This is a genomic window from Thiothrix fructosivorans, assembly GCF_017349355.1.
GTDB lineage: Bacteria > Pseudomonadota > Gammaproteobacteria > Thiotrichales > Thiotrichaceae > Thiothrix > Thiothrix fructosivorans.
This window is the reverse complement of the sequence record NZ_JAFMPM010000008.1, coordinates 758,171-775,319: the sequence shown is the minus strand read 5'-3', so window position 1 is coordinate 775,319 and position 17,149 is coordinate 758,171. Positions and strand designations below refer to the sequence as shown.

Annotated in this window: 19 protein-coding genes and 1 tRNA gene; 13 read left to right on the top strand and 7 right to left on the bottom strand. The window is 52.9% G+C overall.

Annotated features, from left to right (window positions below; translation table 11 throughout):
* The first annotated feature begins 45 nt into the window (after positions 1-45).
* The gene (gene folD, locus J1836_RS18065; RefSeq protein WP_207252500.1) at positions 46-903 is read left to right on the top strand and encodes a bifunctional methylenetetrahydrofolate dehydrogenase/methenyltetrahydrofolate cyclohydrolase FolD; all 858 of its coding nucleotides are present in this window, start codon (positions 46-48) and stop codon (positions 901-903) included.
* A gap of 55 nt (positions 904-958) precedes the next feature.
* Here the strand turns inward: folD and J1836_RS18060 are convergent, their stop codons facing one another.
* Positions 959-1,699: a hypothetical protein gene (locus J1836_RS18060; protein ID WP_207252499.1), complete on the bottom strand. Its 741-nt coding sequence runs from the start codon at positions 1,697-1,699 to the stop codon at positions 959-961.
* A 53-nt stretch (positions 1,700-1,752) separates the two neighbouring features.
* On the opposite strand from J1836_RS18060, the gene tnpC reads away from it, so the two are divergent.
* Positions 1,753-3,249 (top strand): IS66 family transposase, encoded by a 1,497-nt coding sequence (tnpC, locus tag J1836_RS18055; protein ID WP_207250294.1) that lies wholly within the window; start codon positions 1,753-1,755, stop codon positions 3,247-3,249.
* On the opposite strand, the gene J1836_RS18050 is transcribed toward tnpC, so the two are convergent.
* Together J1836_RS18050 and queA are read right to left on the bottom strand one after the other, a co-directional pair.
* Entirely contained in the window at positions 3,213-3,386 is a 174-nt protein-coding gene (locus tag J1836_RS18050; RefSeq protein WP_207252498.1) for a hypothetical protein, read from the bottom strand. The two genes, tnpC and J1836_RS18050, sit on opposite strands and share 37 nt — an antisense overlap.
* A 209-nt stretch (positions 3,387-3,595) precedes the next feature.
* Positions 3,596-4,648, bottom strand: coding sequence for a tRNA preQ1(34) S-adenosylmethionine ribosyltransferase-isomerase QueA (gene queA, locus J1836_RS18045; protein WP_207252497.1), 1,053 nt, complete (start codon positions 4,646-4,648; stop codon positions 3,596-3,598).
* A 108-nt stretch (positions 4,649-4,756) separates the two neighbouring features.
* Between queA and J1836_RS18040 the strand changes: the two genes are divergently transcribed.
* The 11 genes from J1836_RS18040 to J1836_RS17990 all read left to right on the top strand — a co-directional run bounded on the left by J1836_RS18040 (position 4,757) and on the right by J1836_RS17990 (position 12,606).
* A tRNA-Leu gene (locus J1836_RS18040) sits at positions 4,757-4,843 on the top strand.
* Positions 4,844-4,938: 95 nt separating this feature from the next.
* A complete protein-coding gene (locus tag J1836_RS18035) occupies positions 4,939-5,913 on the top strand; it encodes a KpsF/GutQ family sugar-phosphate isomerase (protein WP_207252496.1) in 975 nt (324 codons plus the stop codon).
* On the top strand, positions 5,913-6,467 hold the full coding sequence (gene kdsC, locus J1836_RS18030) for a 3-deoxy-manno-octulosonate-8-phosphatase KdsC (protein ID WP_207252495.1): 555 nt from the start codon (positions 5,913-5,915) through the stop codon (positions 6,465-6,467). Before J1836_RS18035 ends, kdsC begins: the two co-directional genes overlap by 1 nt.
* Positions 6,464-6,904 carry an LPS export ABC transporter periplasmic protein LptC gene (locus J1836_RS18025; RefSeq protein ID WP_207252494.1) on the top strand — a complete coding sequence of 147 codons (441 nt, stop codon included), beginning with the start codon at positions 6,464-6,466 and terminating at the stop codon, positions 6,902-6,904. Before kdsC ends, J1836_RS18025 begins: the two co-directional genes overlap by 4 nt.
* Positions 6,905-6,929: 25 nt before the next feature.
* Positions 6,930-7,409 (top strand): lipopolysaccharide transport periplasmic protein LptA, encoded by a 480-nt coding sequence (gene lptA, locus J1836_RS18020; protein ID WP_242632910.1) that lies wholly within the window; start codon positions 6,930-6,932, stop codon positions 7,407-7,409.
* Positions 7,406-8,131 carry an LPS export ABC transporter ATP-binding protein gene (lptB, locus tag J1836_RS18015; RefSeq protein ID WP_207252492.1) on the top strand — a complete coding sequence of 242 codons (726 nt, stop codon included), beginning with the start codon at positions 7,406-7,408 and terminating at the stop codon, positions 8,129-8,131. Before lptA ends, lptB begins: the two co-directional genes overlap by 4 nt.
* A gap of 81 nt (positions 8,132-8,212) precedes the next feature.
* Positions 8,213-9,697 carry an RNA polymerase factor sigma-54 gene (locus J1836_RS18010; protein WP_207252491.1) on the top strand — a complete coding sequence of 495 codons (1,485 nt, stop codon included), beginning with the start codon at positions 8,213-8,215 and terminating at the stop codon, positions 9,695-9,697.
* A gap of 59 nt (positions 9,698-9,756) precedes the next feature.
* Positions 9,757-10,092, top strand: a complete 336-nt coding sequence (gene hpf, locus J1836_RS18005; protein ID WP_207252490.1) for a ribosome hibernation-promoting factor, HPF/YfiA family — start codon at positions 9,757-9,759, stop codon at positions 10,090-10,092.
* A 6-nt stretch (positions 10,093-10,098) separates the two neighbouring features.
* Entirely contained in the window at positions 10,099-10,587 is a 489-nt protein-coding gene (locus J1836_RS18000) for a PTS sugar transporter subunit IIA (RefSeq protein ID WP_207252489.1), read from the top strand.
* Positions 10,588-10,591: 4 nt separating this feature from the next.
* Positions 10,592-11,455 carry an RNase adapter RapZ gene (rapZ, locus tag J1836_RS17995; protein ID WP_207252488.1) on the top strand — a complete coding sequence of 288 codons (864 nt, stop codon included), beginning with the start codon at positions 10,592-10,594 and terminating at the stop codon, positions 11,453-11,455.
* Positions 11,456-11,520: 65 nt separating this feature from the next.
* Positions 11,521-12,606, top strand: a complete 1,086-nt coding sequence (locus J1836_RS17990) for a substrate-binding domain-containing protein (protein WP_207252487.1) — start codon at positions 11,521-11,523, stop codon at positions 12,604-12,606.
* Positions 12,607-12,667: 61 nt separating this feature from the next.
* On the opposite strand, the gene ppk1 is transcribed toward J1836_RS17990, so the two are convergent.
* From ppk1 to J1836_RS17970, 4 genes are read right to left on the bottom strand one after another with little or no spacing between them, the layout of a single operon-like run.
* A complete protein-coding gene (ppk1, locus tag J1836_RS17985; RefSeq protein ID WP_207252486.1) occupies positions 12,668-14,764 on the bottom strand; it encodes a polyphosphate kinase 1 in 2,097 nt (698 codons plus the stop codon).
* Entirely contained in the window at positions 14,733-15,401 is a 669-nt protein-coding gene (locus J1836_RS17980) for a GNAT family N-acetyltransferase (RefSeq protein WP_207252485.1), read from the bottom strand. The genes ppk1 and J1836_RS17980 overlap by 32 nt, the downstream gene beginning before the upstream one ends.
* Before the next feature lie 11 nt (positions 15,402-15,412).
* Positions 15,413-15,946, bottom strand: a complete 534-nt coding sequence (locus tag J1836_RS17975) for a phosphatase PAP2 family protein (RefSeq protein WP_207252484.1) — start codon at positions 15,944-15,946, stop codon at positions 15,413-15,415.
* On the bottom strand, positions 15,943-17,121 hold the full coding sequence (locus J1836_RS17970) for a glycosyltransferase family 4 protein (protein WP_207252483.1): 1,179 nt from the start codon (positions 17,119-17,121) through the stop codon (positions 15,943-15,945). Before J1836_RS17970 ends, J1836_RS17975 begins: the two co-directional genes overlap by 4 nt.
* Between the last annotated feature and the right edge of the window lie 28 nt (positions 17,122-17,149).

Below are 17,149 nucleotides of genomic sequence, written 5' to 3'. Positions count from 1 at the left end.
GTCAAGTGCGACAATACGCACTTTTCTTTGCCCCACGGAAACGCCATGACAGCTCAACTCATTGATGGAAAGAAAATCGCCGCCGAAGTTCGCATCGAAGTCAAACAAGGCGTCGAAGCACGCCTGCAACTCGGCAAACGCCGCCCCGGTCTGGCGGTCATCCTGATCGGCTCAGATCCTGCTTCACAAGTCTACGTTAGCCACAAGCGCAAAGCCTGCGAAGAAGTCGGCATCCTCTCGCGTTCTTACGATCTGCCCCCGCAAACCACCCAGCACGAGCTAATCGAACTGATCGATGAACTCAACCGCGACCCGCTGATTGACGGTATTCTGGTACAACTGCCGCTACCTGCGCATCTGGATGCCTCACTGATCATCGAGCAAATCACCCCCAGCAAAGACGTGGACGGTTTCCACCCCACCAACGTCGGCCGATTGACATTGCGCATTCCTAGCCTGCGCCCTTGCACGCCTTATGGCGTGATGCGTTTGCTGGATAGCACGGGTGAAGTTTACAAAGGTCGTCATGCGGTGATCGTCGGCGCATCCAACATCGTCGGTCGCCCAATGGCGCTGGAATTATTGCTGGCTGGTGCAACCGTCACTGTCACCCACCGCTTCAGCGGTAGCATGACCCCTGATCTTGTGCGCCAAGCCGACATTGTGATCGCAGCCGCTGGTAAACCGGGGCTGGTCAAAGGTGATTGGATCAAACCGGGCGCAACCGTGATTGATGTCGGTATTAACCGATTGGAAAATGGCAAACTGGCGGGCGATGTGGAATTTGCGGCAGCGGCTGAACGGGCAGCGTGGATTACGCCTGTGCCGGGTGGTGTGGGGCCAATGACGGTTGCTATGCTAATGAAAAACACATTGGAAGCGTGTGCAAAGCATTCGTTTTAAGACCCCCATCCCCAACCCTTCCCCCACAAGGGGCGAAGGGAGTAACCGGAATGTGTTATTTGTTGCCTGCTTGTTCTAGCAACTTTTTGACGGTTTCAGCATCCAATGCGCCGGACTCTTGTAAACGGCGGATGACGGGAGCGGGCAAGCAGACGACTTCCGAAGCACGGAAATCCACCCCGCCAGACACACCACCACATTTCTGGCGTTTCGCATCGCCTGCTTTGGTGCGCTCTTCGTCGTAAGTCATTTTAGACGCATCAACCCAGCCATTTTGACCCGCCCAGCGCACCCGTTCCATCGCGAATGCGCCTGCTTCCGCACGCTGCCCCAGCTTCACAATGCTGCTGCCACTGTGCGGAATTTCGACCGCAATCGCGTTATCACCGTGGTCAACGTACATCATCAGGCTTTCACCAGCTGACAAACCTTGCACTTCGTAGACGGGGATGGATTTGAATAAACCGCCTTTCGCCCCTTCTGGGTAGCCGCAGCATTCTTTGTCTGCAACAGCAGGGTCGGCTAAACATTGGCGACGCATATTCGCTGCTTCGGTCGCCTTGGGATCTTCTTCCAACGCATCGGACAAAACCCAGCCGGTTTGATCATCCCAACTGACTTTTTCCCACACCTTGTCGCCCACCGTCATCTGCGCATTACGCCGTGCAATCCACGTGGCATTATGGGGGAGATTGACCAACACCTCTTTGCCCGGTTCTTTGTACATTTTCAGGACACTGCCTGCATCCATACCCTGCACACGGTACAGTAAGCGTTCACGCCCTCTATTAGGCATTCCAGCGAACTTGTAGTAAATTCACCCCATCCCAACAGCGAGTCATTTACCCCTTGTTAGCCGCCGTTCCTACCTTACCCACGACACTGGATGAAGCGCATCAGGTGATCGTGCGCCAACAGGAACGGATAACTGAGTTGGAGAAGCAAGTGGCACGGGTGGCGGTGCTGGAGCAACAAGTCGAAATGCTGCAAAAACAACTGGAAGAACTGGTTGCCAAATTCGGCAGCAGTTCGCGTAACAGTTCCAAAGCGCCGTCCTCCGACAGCCCGGAACAACGGGCGTTGCGTCCCAAACGCAAGGGGAGTAGCCGCCCACACGGTGGGCAACCGGGGCATCCGCGTCACGAACGGGCGTTATATCCTCCCGAACAAGTGACCCGTACCGAACAGTATTTCCCTGAAAGCACCTGTTCCTGTGGTGGGGCAGTGGCGATTGATTGGGGAAACCCTTACCGCCATCAGGTCACGGATATTGCTCCACCGCCGCCACCGGACGTGACGGAACACCAGTTTTATCAGGGTGTTTGCCAATCCTGCGGCATCAAGCACCACAGCCAGTGGCCGGATTGGGTGCCGAGCGGTCAAATGGGTGCAGGCGTGATCGCCTGGGTGGTGATTTTGAGTGGTCAGTTCCGCCTATCCATGCGCCAGATCCAGGTTCTGTTGTGGGAAATGTGCCACGTGCGTTTTAGCACTGGGGCTATCAGCAAGGCGCAAGGCAAAGCCATTCCGTGGATGGGGCCGCTATACCGTCAAGTAGGTCAGTATGTACGCGGACAAGCGGTATGCCACGCCGATGAAACCCGCCATTATCGCGGTACGAACACTTACTGGTTATGGGCATTGGCTGACCATAGCGTGAGTTACTTCATGACCCATTACTCACGCGGCAAGGCCGCCGCCGATGCCTTGTTGGGCAGCTTTACTGGCTATCTGGTCACCGACCACTTCAGTGGTTACGGCAACGTCCCACCCGAACGGCGGCAACTGTGTTGGGCGCATTTGATCCGCCACTTCCGCAAAATGGCGGGGCGTTGCGGCGAAGGGGGAAGCGTGGGCAAACGCCTGTTGTTACTCGCCTATACCACCGTCCGCACCCATCACCGCTGGCAACAACAACCCGATGAAGCCGCTCGCTACCAACGGCGGATACTCCGCTTGCGCCGCAGCTTCCAAGCCACGCTCAACAAAGGCTTGGCATTGGAGAATTGCAAACGCACCACCAACCAATGCAAGCATTTGCTCAAGGATGAGGCGATGTGTTGGACTTTCCTCAAGGATAGTCGCATTCCCCTCACCAATAACCGTGCCGAGCGGGTGATCAGGCCGTATGTGCAATGGCGGAAAACCAGCTTTGCCAGCCAGTCGGCACAAGGTGACAGATTCCGTCCAACGGTGATGACCGTGCTGGGGACGGCACGTCAATTGGGGATGAATATGGCGATATTGATGCGGGACATTTGCTCACAAGGCTTGGCTCATAAGTCTGTCTCGGTGCGCTTCCCTTTGGCTCAACCGTTAGCTTCTAACCCGCTACAGACGGCGTGAACGCTTACCACACGGTACACCAGTGACGTATCGGCAGGCATCGACAAGGCGGCAACACTCAACAGCGGTACAGCCAGCAACACCACACCGCCCAGCCATGACAGGGACGTTTTCTTCAAGACACTCTTTTTCTTCATAATCACTCTCCGACAGCTTCCCGACTGACAACGGGTGCGTCATCTCGCAAGTTAAAAAGCACAGCAGGGTTTGGGGATAAAACAACCTGCCAGCTTGATCTAAAACCAATCAAGCATAGATTTGATTAATCTTTGATAAACATAGATTTACGTTACGTGATTATGATCTTACAGTTGCAAAAAAGTCACAACCTTCACAGACGAAATGGCTATTTATTTTGTTTATAGGACAGATACATGGCGTCACCATAACTAAAGAAGCGATATTGCTGACGAACGGCATGTTGGTAGGCTTGCTTGATGTTTTCATAACCAGCAAACGCCGAAACCAGCATTAATAGCGTGGATTCGGGCAAATGAAAGTTGGTGATCATCACATCCACCGCACGGAACGTGTAACCCGGCGTGATGAACAAACGCGTATCACCTTGGAACGGTTTTAGCTCACCGTCTTGCGCCGCACTTTCAAGACTGCGTACCGAAGTTGTTCCCACCGCCACCACACGTCCACCACGCGCACGGCAAGCTGCCACCGCATCACACACGGCTTGAGAAACCTCGACGTATTCGGCGTGCATAATGTGCTTCGACAAATCTTGCACGCGCACTGGCTGAAACGTCCCCGCCCCCACATGCAGCGTCACTGCTGCGGTTTGTACGCCTTTACGCTGCAACGCATCCAACAACGCTTGATCGAAATGCAAACCGGCGGTAGGTGCAGCCACTGCCCCCGGTTGCTGCGCAAATACCGTCTGGTAACGTTCCCGATCCGCCAGCGTATCTTCGCGCTCAATATACGGCGGCAAGGGAATATGCCCGTATTGCTCCAACAAACTCAGCGCCGATTCCGTATGTAGAAAACGCACCTCAAACAAATCACCTTGCCGCCCCGTGACTTCGGCATCAATCGCGTTTTCCAAACGTAGGCGCATACCCGGCTTGGGGGATTTGCTAGCACGGATGTGAGCCAGCGCATTGTGGGTGTCGATCAAGCGTTCCACTAGCACTTCGACCTTGCCACCCGTGGCTTTTTCACCGTGCAACCGCGCCGGAATCACACGGGTATTGTTGAACACCAGCAAATCTTCGGGCTGAATCAGCGCCAGCACGTCGGTAAAATGTCCATCACGGCAGCCATTATTAGTGCTACAGGTGTCGTTTGCGCTATCCAGAATCAATAAACGGCTAGCAGTACGCTCGGCGAGGGGCTGAAACGCAATCAGCTCAGGGGGGAGATCATAATGGAAATCAGTCAGTTGCATGGGGTTCGATCACAGTCTTGGCAGTTGATGGCAAGAAATCATAGCAGTTTGTAAAATTTCTTTCGACAAATAGAAAAAGTTAGGTATAATGCACGCCTTCACATCTTAGCCGGGATGGCGGAATTGGTAGACGCAGCGGATTCAAAATCCGCCGATGGTAACATTGTGCGAGTTCGAGTCTCGCTCTCGGCACCACTTATTGTGAACTAAACATAAGTGAGAACAACTAACCCGCCAAAGCGGGTTTTTTTGTGCCCGCCTCCGGCAGATTCAATAAGGGGCTTACCATCATGTCACACCACGCCAAAGACTTACTCGCGCTCGCGAAAGCGGTCATCGACACCGAAATTGCTGCCCTCGCTGCCCTACCCTCACGCTTAGACGATGAATTCCTACACGCATGTGAAGCCATTCTCGCCTGCAAAGGTCGCGTCATTGTCACCGGTATGGGTAAATCTGGTCACATCGGCAACAAAATCGCCGCCACCCTTGCCAGCACGGGTACACCCGCGTTCTTCCTGCACCCCGGTGAAGCCAGCCACGGTGACCTCGGTATGATCGTCAACGGCGATGTGATCATTGCGCTTTCTAATTCTGGCACAAGCGCCGAAATTCTCGCGATTTTGCCTGTGATTCGTCGCCTCGACGTGCGTGTGATCGCCATGACCGGCAATCCGCATTCCCCGATGGCAGAAGCCGCTGATTTCCACATTAACATCGGGGTCGACAAAGAAGCCTGCCCATTAGGACTCGCGCCCACCTCCAGCACCACCGCCACCTTGGTGATGGGCGATGCCCTCGCCGTAGCCTTGTTGGAAGCACGCGGCTTTACCGCCGAAGATTTCGCCCGCTCTCATCCAGGTGGACGTTTAGGCAAGCGCCTATTGGTACATGTACACGACATCATGCACACGGGCACAGACATCCCCCAAGTCAGCCCTGACGCACCCTTGCAACAAGCCATCCTAGAAATGACCCGCAAAAAACTCGGCATGACCGCGATCACCACTGCCGATGGCAAATTGTTGGGCATTTTTACCGACGGCGATTTACGCCGCTCCTTCGAGAAAGGCGAAAACTTACACGCCCAACCGATTGCTGCGCTCATGACCGCGCCATTTCGCAGCATTGACAGCCACAGCCTCGCCGTCGAAGCGCTCAACTTGATGCAAGCACACGCGATTACCGTACTGCCAGTCGTGCAGGATGAGCGCGTTATCGGTATTATCCACATGCATGATCTTTTACGCGCTGGAATCGCCTGATGTTAGACACTTTTGACACACTCCCCGCTGCGGTGCTGGAACGCGCCCGCAACACCCGTCTGGTTATTTTCGACATTGACGGCGTGCTGACCGATGGCAGCCTGTTCTTCGACAATCATGGGCAGGAATACAAAGCCTTCAACTCCAAAGACGGACACGGCATCCGCATGTTGCTGGAAAGCGGCTTGGAAATGGCACTAATCACCGGGCGGCAATCCGAACTGGTATTGCACCGTGCTGACAACCTGAAAATTCCACGTGACCGCATCTGGCAAGGCTATCGTGACAAACGCCCCGCCTTCACCGAACTGCTCACCCGAACCGGCTTAAAACCGGAAAACATCGCCTATGTCGGTGACGATGTGGTGGATTTACCCGTGATGGCGCAAGTCGGTTTTGCGATTGCGGTCGGTGACGCGCACTACTACGTCAAGCAACACGCGCATTGGGTCACACAAACGCATGGCGGGCGCGGTGCAGGGCGTGAAGTCTGCGAGCTGTTACTGCACGCCCACGGCAAGCTGCAAGCCAAACTGGCAAGCTATTTGACATGAAACACGTCATTGCGCTGGTGGTTGCGCTGATGCTGATCCTGCTGATTACGCAGGCAGAAGATTATTTTGGCAAAACCAACATCCGCCAATTAACGATGGAAAAAGACCAGATCGACTACTACCTGTCGGATTTTTCCATCATGGCAGTAGAATCCGATGGCAAAGTCAGCTACCAACTGTCCGGCAAGCATTTGTCGCATTGGCAAGGCAAACGCCAAAGCCGCATTATTGCACCGGAAATTAACACCAGTGCAGGATTCAAGCTACAGTCAGACCATTTGTTGTATGATCAAGCCACACGGGAAATTTCCACGGATGCGGAAGTGTTCATGACTTCACCTTCAGGCACGATGCAATCCACCGGACTTACCGCTAAACTTGATGATCATTTACTGAGATTGGATTCCAATGTGCGCTCAACCTACCAAGTCAAATAAAAGGTTAACTACAGGGCTATTATGCTTGCTACTGAGCGTTGTAGCCACGACGGCGCACGCCCTCAAAGCCGACGTAGAAGCACCCGTACAAATTGAAGCCAACTCCGCCGTATTTGACAAAATGGCAGGCACAGCCAGCTACGATGGCAATGTCATTATCCGCCAAGGCACATTAGAAATCCTTGCTGCACACATTGAAATCAACGCCCCCAACAATGAAATCACCAGCATTATGGCGACAGGCGCACCCGTCAGTCTCAAGCAAACAATGGACAACGGCAAACGCGCCAGCGGCAAAGCGCGGACGATGCAGTATTGGGTGAAGGAAAAGCGCCTGATCCTCGATGGCGACGCGGAACTCTTGCAAGACCAAGACCGCTTCACCAGCAACCACATCGAATACCTGACGGGTACAGGGCAACTCAAAGCCGGTGGCACAGGTGGCAAAGGCAAATCAGGGCGGGTGTCTGCCGTGTTTTACCCAACCAATAAAGCCGCCGAATGAATACCTTAGCGGCACGTAACTTGCAAAAAAGTTACAAGAAACGCCAAATCCTCAAAGGCGTGGATTTGCACGTCAATAATGCCGAAGTGGTTGGTTTGCTAGGACCCAATGGCGCGGGCAAAACCACTTGCTTCTACATGATTGTCGGCTTGGTTGGGGCGGATGCGGGGCAAGTCTTGCTCAACGACAAAGACATTACCGCGCAAGCCATGCACGAACGCGCCCGTGAAGGCATCGGCTACCTTGCCCAAGAAGCCAGCATTTTCCGCAGCCTCACGGTCGCGCAAAACATTATGGCAGTGCTGGAATTGCGTAAAGATTTGAACCGCCAACAACGCCAAGCCAAAGTGGATAGCCTGCTGGATGAATTCCAACTGACCCATTTGCGTGATAGCCATGGCATCAGCCTGTCAGGTGGGGAACGCCGCCGTGCGGAAATTGCGCGTGCGCTTGCCAGCGACCCAGCGTTTATCCTGCTGGATGAACCGTTTGCGGGGGTTGACCCCATTTCAGTGCTGGAAATTCAAAAAATTATCCGCCATCTGGTGGAACGTGATATTGGCGTACTGATTACTGACCATAACGTGCGCGAAACCTTGGGCATTTGCCACCGTGCGTACATCCTTAGCGAAGGTAAAATTCTGGTGGAAGGTACACCCGAAGCCATCTTGCAAGACGAACAAGCCCGTCGCGTTTATCTGGGCGAAAACTTCAAACTGTGAAATTTTACCCGATTAGCGTAGTATGAGACTCATGAAACACTGGCTTCATAAGCGTCATAGGACAAAGGAATAACAAGAACAATGCTTAAACAGGGATTTGATCTCAAACTGGGTCAGACACTTTCCATGACCCCGCAATTACAGCAAGCCATTCGCCTGTTGCAATTGTCTTCACTGGAACTTCAGAACGAAATTCAGCAAGCGCTGGAAGACAATCCCTTGCTGCAACTCGCTGATGAAAGCGATGACTCGCGCCCAGAAATCCCCAGCGAGTCGCCTGCCGAACTCGATGTTGAAGCCAGCGATTACGACCCACCCGCCGATGCCCCTGTCGAACAATCGCACCTTGACACCGAAATTCCTGACGAAATGCACATGGATGCGGAATGGGAAGACATCTACGACACCCGCAGCAGCAACAGCGATAGTGGTGGCGATGCCTCCGGCTTCCTCGAAAACCAAGGCGACACCGCCGATAGCGGCTTGCAGGAACATTTGCTCTGGCAAATCCGCATGAGCAACCTCACCAACATTGACAAACAGATTGCTGAAACCCTGATTGGCTCACTCGACGATGCTGGTTATTTGTGTGACCCTCTGGATGAAATTTTTGCCTCACTCAGCGACGAACTGCCCATCGACATTGAAGATGTGGAAGTTGTACTCACATTTATTCAGCAGCTTGACCCCCTTGGCGTAGGTGCACGGGATTTGCGCGAATGCTTGTTAATCCAACTGGCACACTTGCCCGAAAGCCGAATTTTGTTCAAAGCACGCCAGCTCGTCGAAAAAAATCTGGACTTGATGGAGCGGCGGGATTATAAAGAAATCAGCAAGCGGTTGAAAATAGAACAGGGCGAATTGGAAGAGATCATCCTGTTATTGCGCAGTCTTCAACCGCGCCCCGGCAGTGCTTATTCAGCCACCAAGGCGGATTACATTGTCCCTGATGCCTATGTCCGTAAGATCAAAGGAGAGTGGGTGGTTTCACTCAATGCGCAAGTCACACCAAGCCTGCAAGTTAACCAATACTATGCAGAGATGTTGGGGCAAGTAAAAAGTGAACACGATGCCAGTTACTTCAAAGCCAACCTGCAACAGGCGCGTTGGTTGATCCGCAGTGTTGAAAGCCGCAATTCAACCATGCTCAGTGTTGCCAAAGCCATCGTTGAGCGCCAAAGCGCTTTCATGCAATACGGTGAACAGGCGATGAAGCCGCTGATTCTCAGGGATATAGCTGAAGAACTTGAAATGCACGAGTCCACCATTTCCCGCGTCACCACCAACAAATACCTGTATACCCCACGCGGTATTTTTGAATTCAAATACTTTTTCTCCAGCCAAGTCGATACCGATACAGGTTCTAGCTGTTCCTCTACCGCTATCCGCGCCATGCTCAAAAAGCTGATTAACGAGGAAAATCAACACTCACCCCTGAGTGACAACCAATTGACTAACCTGCTTAACGAGCAGGGTATCAACGTGGCACGGCGAACCGTTGCCAAGTACCGTGAAGCCATGTCCATCCCGTCATCGCATGACCGGAAGGCGTTGGTTTCGACCTAAACGGTGTGTGTAACGACTAGCACCGTTTCTTTCATGACCTTGAACAAGGAGCTTGCATTATGCAATTAGAAATCACTGGGCATCATCTAGAAGTGACCGACTCCATGAGCAACTACGTGCGTGAAAAGGCAGACCGCCTGAAGCGCCATTTTGACCAAGTAATGAAAATCCACTTCATCCTGGAAGTTAACAAGCAACAGCACAAGGCAGAAGCCACCTTCCACGTTAACGGCAACCACATGTTCGCCGAAGCGGTTGCAGAGGATATGTATGCAGCCATTGATGCCCTGACTGACAAGCTGGATAGACAGATTGTCAAGCACAAGGAAAAAACCAAAGACCATCATCGTCAGGAAGCGGCGCAATTGGTTGCTGCTGCTGAAGAAACGGACTAACCCCCAATGGACATCACTACCCTGCTGTCTGCCGAACGCATTGCTTGTAAACCCGACGTTTCCAGCAAGAAACGCGCCTTTGAACAATTGGCAGAAATGCTTGCCATCGGGCAACAGGCATTAAGTGCAGCGGCGATTTTCGACGCCCTGACCAGTCGGGAGAAGCTGGGTAGTACCACCATCGGGAATGGCGTAGCTATTCCCCATGCGTGTATGTCTGTATTAAAACCGTGTGGGGCTTTGTTGTTACTGGAAGATGGCGTCAAAATGGATGCACCGGATAAAAAACCCGTGCAACTGTTTATGGCTATTCTTGTGCCAGCCAACCAAGCCCCCGATTATTCCGAACTCATTACCCAACTGACCAGCACGCTCATCCAAAAAGCGTTGATTGAGCAAATTTGCAGTCAACACGACCAACAAACCCTGCTGGATCACTTCATTAGCCTCTTCAACCCACCCAGTCACCCCTTTAAGGGTGCATTAGCAGCGTAATCTTATGCACTTAGTCATTATTAGTGGCATGTCAGGTGCGGGCAAAAGTTACGCCCTGCACACGCTCGAAGACAACGGTTATTACTGCATTGACAACCTGCCCTCGCAATTGTTGGAAGCCTTGCTCGGCACACCACAGATTGCCAAACAACCGTATTTGGCGGTCGGGATCGACATACGCGGCGGGCGTGACAGCTTGCTGGATACCCCTGCCATTATCAAACGTGTCCGGCAGCGTGTCCCTAGTACGCAAGTGATTTACCTGTATGCCAACCCCGAAGTTTTGCGCAAGCGTTACAACGAAACCCGCCGTCGGCATCCCTTGACCAGCGAAGCACAAGAACTCGACAAAGCCATTGCTTTAGAAGCCACCTTGCTCGAACCCTTGGCGATCGATGCTGATTTGCGCCTAGACACGTCACACATTGGCGTGTACGAATTGGGGCGAATGCTCAAAGCACGAGTTTGTCAAACCGAACAGCAGCATTTGTCACTGATGATTCAATCCTTCGGCTTCAAACACAACCCGCCGACCGATTCTGACTTCCTGTTTGACGTGCGTTGCTTGCCCAACCCTTATTGGGAATCGGACTTACGCACCCAGACTGGGCGCGATAAAGGCATTATCGAATGGCTGGAAAAGCACGAAGAAGTCCAGCGCATGTACCGCGACATCCGCGATTTCCTCAGCAATTGGCTACCCAGCCATGACAGTAATTGCCAACGCGCTTACTTGACGGTATCCATCGGCTGTACCGGCGGGCGGCATCGTTCGGTGTACCTTGCTGAACAGCTTTATCAGCATTTCCACCAAACACTGGGTGAAAACGTGATTTTGCGGCATCGCGAACTTAATTACGTGCGTTAGTGTCACACAGTTGTCATATTGCACCTCTACAGTACGCAGCAGTTAAACCCTTTGGAGACAAGCAAATGAAGAAACTTACCCTCGCGATGGCGGCTGCTCTGGCACTGTCTGCGACTGCTGCGCACGCCCGCGACAATATCGAAATCGTGGGTTCTTCCACCGTATACCCCTTCTCCACCAGCGTTGCTGAAACATTTGCCAAAAAAACCGGCAATGCTGCGCCAAAAGTCGAAGCGACGGGCACAGGTGGCGGTTTCAAACTGTTTTGCTCCGGTGCAGGCATTGACACGCCCGATGTCACCAACGCTTCACGCCGCATGAAAAAAAGCGAATTGGATGATTGCATCAAAAATGGCGTTGATAAAGTCACTGAAGTTCAAGTTGGCTTCGACGGCATTGCGATTGCTAACGCCAAAAGCGCGGCTGATTATGACCTGAGCCTGAAAGACATGTTCATGGCATTGGCAAAAACTGTGCCGAATGACAAAGGCGAAATGGTCGCGAATCCTTACAAAACATGGAAAGCCATCAACCCTGCCCTGCCAGACACAAAGATCGAAGTACTGGGCCCACCGCCTACCTCCGGTACGCGTGATGCGTTCGCCGAAATGGTCATGGAAGGCGGCTGTAAAGGCGTAGCACCATTGGATGCGATGAAGGATGAAGCCAAAAAACTGAAAGAAGCGGGCAAAGAAGACGACGCTAAAGCCAAGGAAAAAGAGCACAAAGCGGCTTGCACCACCATGCGTGAAGACGGCGTTTACATCGAAGCCGGTGAAAACGATAACCTGATCGTGCAAAAGCTGGAAGCCAACACGAATGCGCTGGGTATCTTCGGTTTCAGCTTCTTGGAACAAAACAACGACAAGGTGAAAGGCTCAAAAGTGGGCGGCATTGCGCCAACCTTTGAAAGCATTTCTGACGCTAGCTACCCTGTCTCGCGCCCACTGTTCATGTACGTGAAAAACGCACACGTTGACCAAGTAAAAGGCATCAAAGAATTCGTCACTGAATTCACCAGTGAAGATGCGTGGGGCAATGATGGCTATTTGGCTGACAAAGGCTTAATCCCTATGCCAGATGCCATGCGCAAAGACGTGGCGGCAACAGCGGCTGAACTCAAGCCATTAGCGGCGGATGCGCTGAAGTAACTGCCTTCTAACAACACTATCATCGTCTACTATTAGGGAGCGCCAGTCGCTCCCTTTTTTGTTACTTCCCCGTCAACATCGCCAGCAAACGGCTTTGCGCACTCACCACCGCCTCCCCCGCTTCCGGCTGGCAACGCAGATAAGCCCCATCCGCCTGCAATTCCCACGCTTGGGTATTGTCCTGCAAGTGCAGCTCAAAGGCTTCGCGTATCACCCGCTGGCGCAGCTTGCTATCCAAGATCGGGAACGCCACTTCGACACGCCGGAAAAAATTGCGGGGCATCCAATCCGCACTGGAGCAATACAATTCCTCATCCCCGTCATTCTGGAAATAGAACACACGCGGATGTTCCAAAAATCGCCCCATCACTGAGCGCACATGAATATTGTCCGAAACCCCCGCAATGCCGGGGCGCAAACAGCACGTACCGCGTACCACCAGCTCCACCCGCACCCCCGCTTGCGATGCCTGATACAAAGCGTGGATCGTTTGCGGCTCAATCAAGGAATTCATCCGCGCCCGAATCAACGCGGGTTTGCCGTCACGCGCATGGTTTATTTCCCGCGAAATCTTTTGCAAGATACTGTTATACAACGTAAACGGTGCAACCAGCAGGTAGTTCATCCCCTGAATGCTGCCCAGCCCCGTCAACATCAAAAACACCTTGTGTACGTCTTCGGTAATGTCGGGGTGGCAAGTCAACAAGCCAAAATCGGTGTACAACCGTGCTGTACCGGGGTGGTAATTGCCCGTGCCTAAATGCGCGTAACGGCGTAATTGCTGCCCTTCGCGGCGCACCACCATGCACAATTTCGCGTGGGTTTTGTAGCCGACTACCCCGTACACCACATGCGCTCCGGCGCGTTGCAACTGCGTTGTCAGGCTGATATTCGCTTCTTCATCAAAACGGGCGCGGAGTTCCACCACCACCGTCACTTCCTTACCTGCCCGTGCCGCCCGCACCAAATGCTCAACAATCGCCGATTGTTTGCCCGTGCGGTACAAAGTCATTTTCACTGCCAATACATTCGGGTCACTGGCAGCTTGCCCAATAAAATCAATCAGCGTCTGGAAACTTTGGTAGGGGTGATGCAGCAATACATCGGTCGCACGAATGCGCTCAAACAAATCAGGGTAACGTTCCGTCAGCGCGGGTGCGGGGCGAAACGGCAGAAACCGCAAATCCGCCCGCTCCACCAAATCGCTGATCGCCATTAAACGGTTGAGGTTAACCGGACCATTCACGTTATAAACATCGTTGGCTTGCAAATCGAACTGTTCGCTCAAGTAGTCGATATTATCTTGCGGGCAATGATCGGAAACCTCCAACCGCACCACTGCACCGTAATTGCGCTGCGGCAATTCACCCTGCATCGCTTGCAATAAATCATCGGTTTCCTCTTCATCGAGGAACATATTGCTATTGCGGGTCAAGCGGAATTGGTAACTACCCAGCACTTCCATGCCGGGAAACAAGCGCCCAATAAACGCGTGCAAAATTGATGACAGAAACACGAAACTGTTGGCACTCGCTGCCATATCGACGGGCAAGCGAATAATGCGCGGCAAGGTACGCGGCGCTTGCACAATTGCGGTGTCGATTTCACGCCCGAACGCATCCGTGCCTTGCAAACTAACGATAAAGTTCAGGCTTTTGTTGAGAATATTCGGGAACGGGTGCGCAGGGTCTAACCCTAATGGGCTAAGCAAGGGCATCAATTCGCGGTCAAAATAATCCGACAACCACGCGTGCTGGCGCTCATCCCAATGGGTACGACGCACGAAGTAAATGCCTTCCTGACGCAATGCCGGAATCAACGCATCATTCAGCAGTTTGTATTGGCGTTCCACCAAATCGCGGACGTGCTGTTCAATCTGGCGCAACACGGCAGGCGGCGACAGCTTATCCGCCCCCATCGCCGCAATATCCAAGCTCAACTGCTGTTTAAGCCGCCCGACGCGCACTTCAAAAAATTCATCGAGGTTGGAACTGGAAATGCACAAGAATTTCAGGCGTTCCAACAACGGCGTGGTCGGGTCACTCGCCAGTTCCAACACGCGGCAATTAAATGCCAACAAGCTCAATTCACGGTTGATGTAATAGTCTGGGTTGTCCAGCACAATGTCAGTGCTTGTTGTGGGAATGTGTCGTGTCATGCGAGCGATAATGTCCTGATTCCAATAAAGCGTGTAGGTGATGCGGGGCGTGACGTTGCAGGCGAGTTTCAATGCCTTGTTTAACCATGCCCCACTCCGTGTCAAGGATACTGTAGATAGCTGTATCGCGGATGACTCCATCCGGCATGATCGCACTGCGGCGCAAAATACCTTCCTGAGTCGCACCCATTTTTTCTAAGGATTGACGCGAACGCGCATTGCGAATGTCTGTCTTGAACTGCACTCGCAAAATCCCGAAGGTTTCAAACGCATGGCGCAACAGCAAGTATTTGCTTTCGAGATTAACGCCGCTGCGTTGGTATTCGGGCGCATACCACGTACCGCCAATCTCTAGCTTCATGTGTTTCATGCAAATATCGCGGAAACGGGTGCTGCCAATCGTGCGCCCAGACGCTTTGTCGATCACCGCGAACGGCAGATCCGTACCGGCTTCGCGCAACCGAATCGCCTGCGTCACGAACGCCTCCATCTGCGCCTGTTCACGCATATCGCCGTAGAACATGTATTTCCAAATGTGTTCGTTACGGGCAGCGTCAAATAGTTCCGGCAGATGCGCTTCGCTCAGGGGTTCAAGCCGTACCAAACGCCCTTCGAGTGTTACAGGTTGTAATGTCATGACTCATCCTCCTAAATCAAGCAAGACCACATACAAAAACTGCCTTGTGCCAAACCCGCGCCCAGCAACGCCCCCATCAGCACATCACTGGGGTAATGCAGCCCCAAGATCACCCGCGACAACGCCACCAACACCGCAAACGGCACGACCAGCAACGCCCATTCCGGGTAGTAATACAGCAATACCAAGGTAAAACTCACCGCGTGCAAGGTATGCCCCGACGGAAAACTAAACTGATCGAGCGCCACCACGTTTTGGAAAATATCGCCGTTATGATTGTAGGGGCGTACCCGTTCCGTCGATGTTTTCAGCCATTTGTAGATCAATAGTCCCACCAGCCCAACCAAACCCATGTGTAACGTGACTTGCAGCGCTGCCCCGCCATAAATCAGCGGCAACATCAGCATGAGCACGTACCAAAACACGCCATTCCCCAAGCGACTCACCGCCGCAAACAATAGGCTGATCGGTTTAAGGTGATTGATCCGGTTGAACAGCAGGCACAATGGAATTTCACGGTCATTCAAGCGATGTAACAACTTCATGGGCGTACCTCGTGTAACAGGGTTTGGAGCGTTTGATGCAGGCGTTCCACCACCTTCGTCCAACTCAAAGTCAACGCTGTGTCACGCGCTGCCAGACCTTGGGCTTGGCGTAAAGCAGGGGCTAATGCCAACTGCACGCTGGCTTGCACAAAAGCGGCGTTATCATCTAACGGCACTGCCATACCGTTTTGCCCGTAACGCAAGTATTCGTGGGCGGCAGCATAATCGAAGGTAACGACGGGCAAGCCGCTTGCCATCGCTTCCAACACCACATTGCCAAACGTTTCGCTGGTGCTGGGGTACAAAAACACATCGCCACTGGCGTAATGTTCTGCCAAGGCACTGCCCGTTTGCATCCCCACAAATAAGCCATCGGGGTAGGCTTCCTGCAAGCGTTTGCGTTCGGGGCCATCGCCGACCAGCAGAAAACGCGCATCGGGAACGTGTTGTTGAATGGCACGAAATGCCACAAATGCCAAATCAAGATTTTTTTCCTGCGCCATGCGTGATACCAACGTGACCAGCAATTGTTCGGGGCGAATGCCTAAACGCGACCGCAACGCATGACTACGCCGTGCGGGGTTGAATTGCACCGTGTCGATACCCCGTTCCAAAATGCCCAGTTTGGTGTAACCACTGGCGGTGAGTTGCTGCTGCAATTCGCGGGTCGGTACAAGCGTCACCAGCGTTTGGTTATGCACATGGCGCAAATAACGTTTCGCCAGATTGAAAAACCCGCTCAAACGGTAATAGCGGCTGTACTGATCAAAATTGGTGTGAAAATCGCTGATCACGGGAATACCGAGCTTTTTCGCTGCTTTCATCGCCGAATACCCCAACGGCCCTTCGGTCACGATTTGCACGATGTCGGGGCGCTGCTTTTTCCACAAACGTTGCAGCGCGTGGTATTGCGGAAACCCAAGGCGCACTTCTTTGTAAAACGGCAACGTTAGCCCCGTGACGAGGTATTCTTGAAAACCGTCTTCGCGACAGGCTTTGTCATCCCCACCTTGACGTGGGCGCACCAACTGAAGGTGATAACCGCCCCGCAGCCGCAAGCCATTCACCAAATGGCTAATGGTATGCGCCACCCCATTGATTTCCGGTGGCCACGTTTCCGTGACAACCGCCAAACGGGTCTGGGAGATAACAAGTTGCAGAGGGGGCTTAGACACAAAAAACCACGTCCTATAGTGAATATAC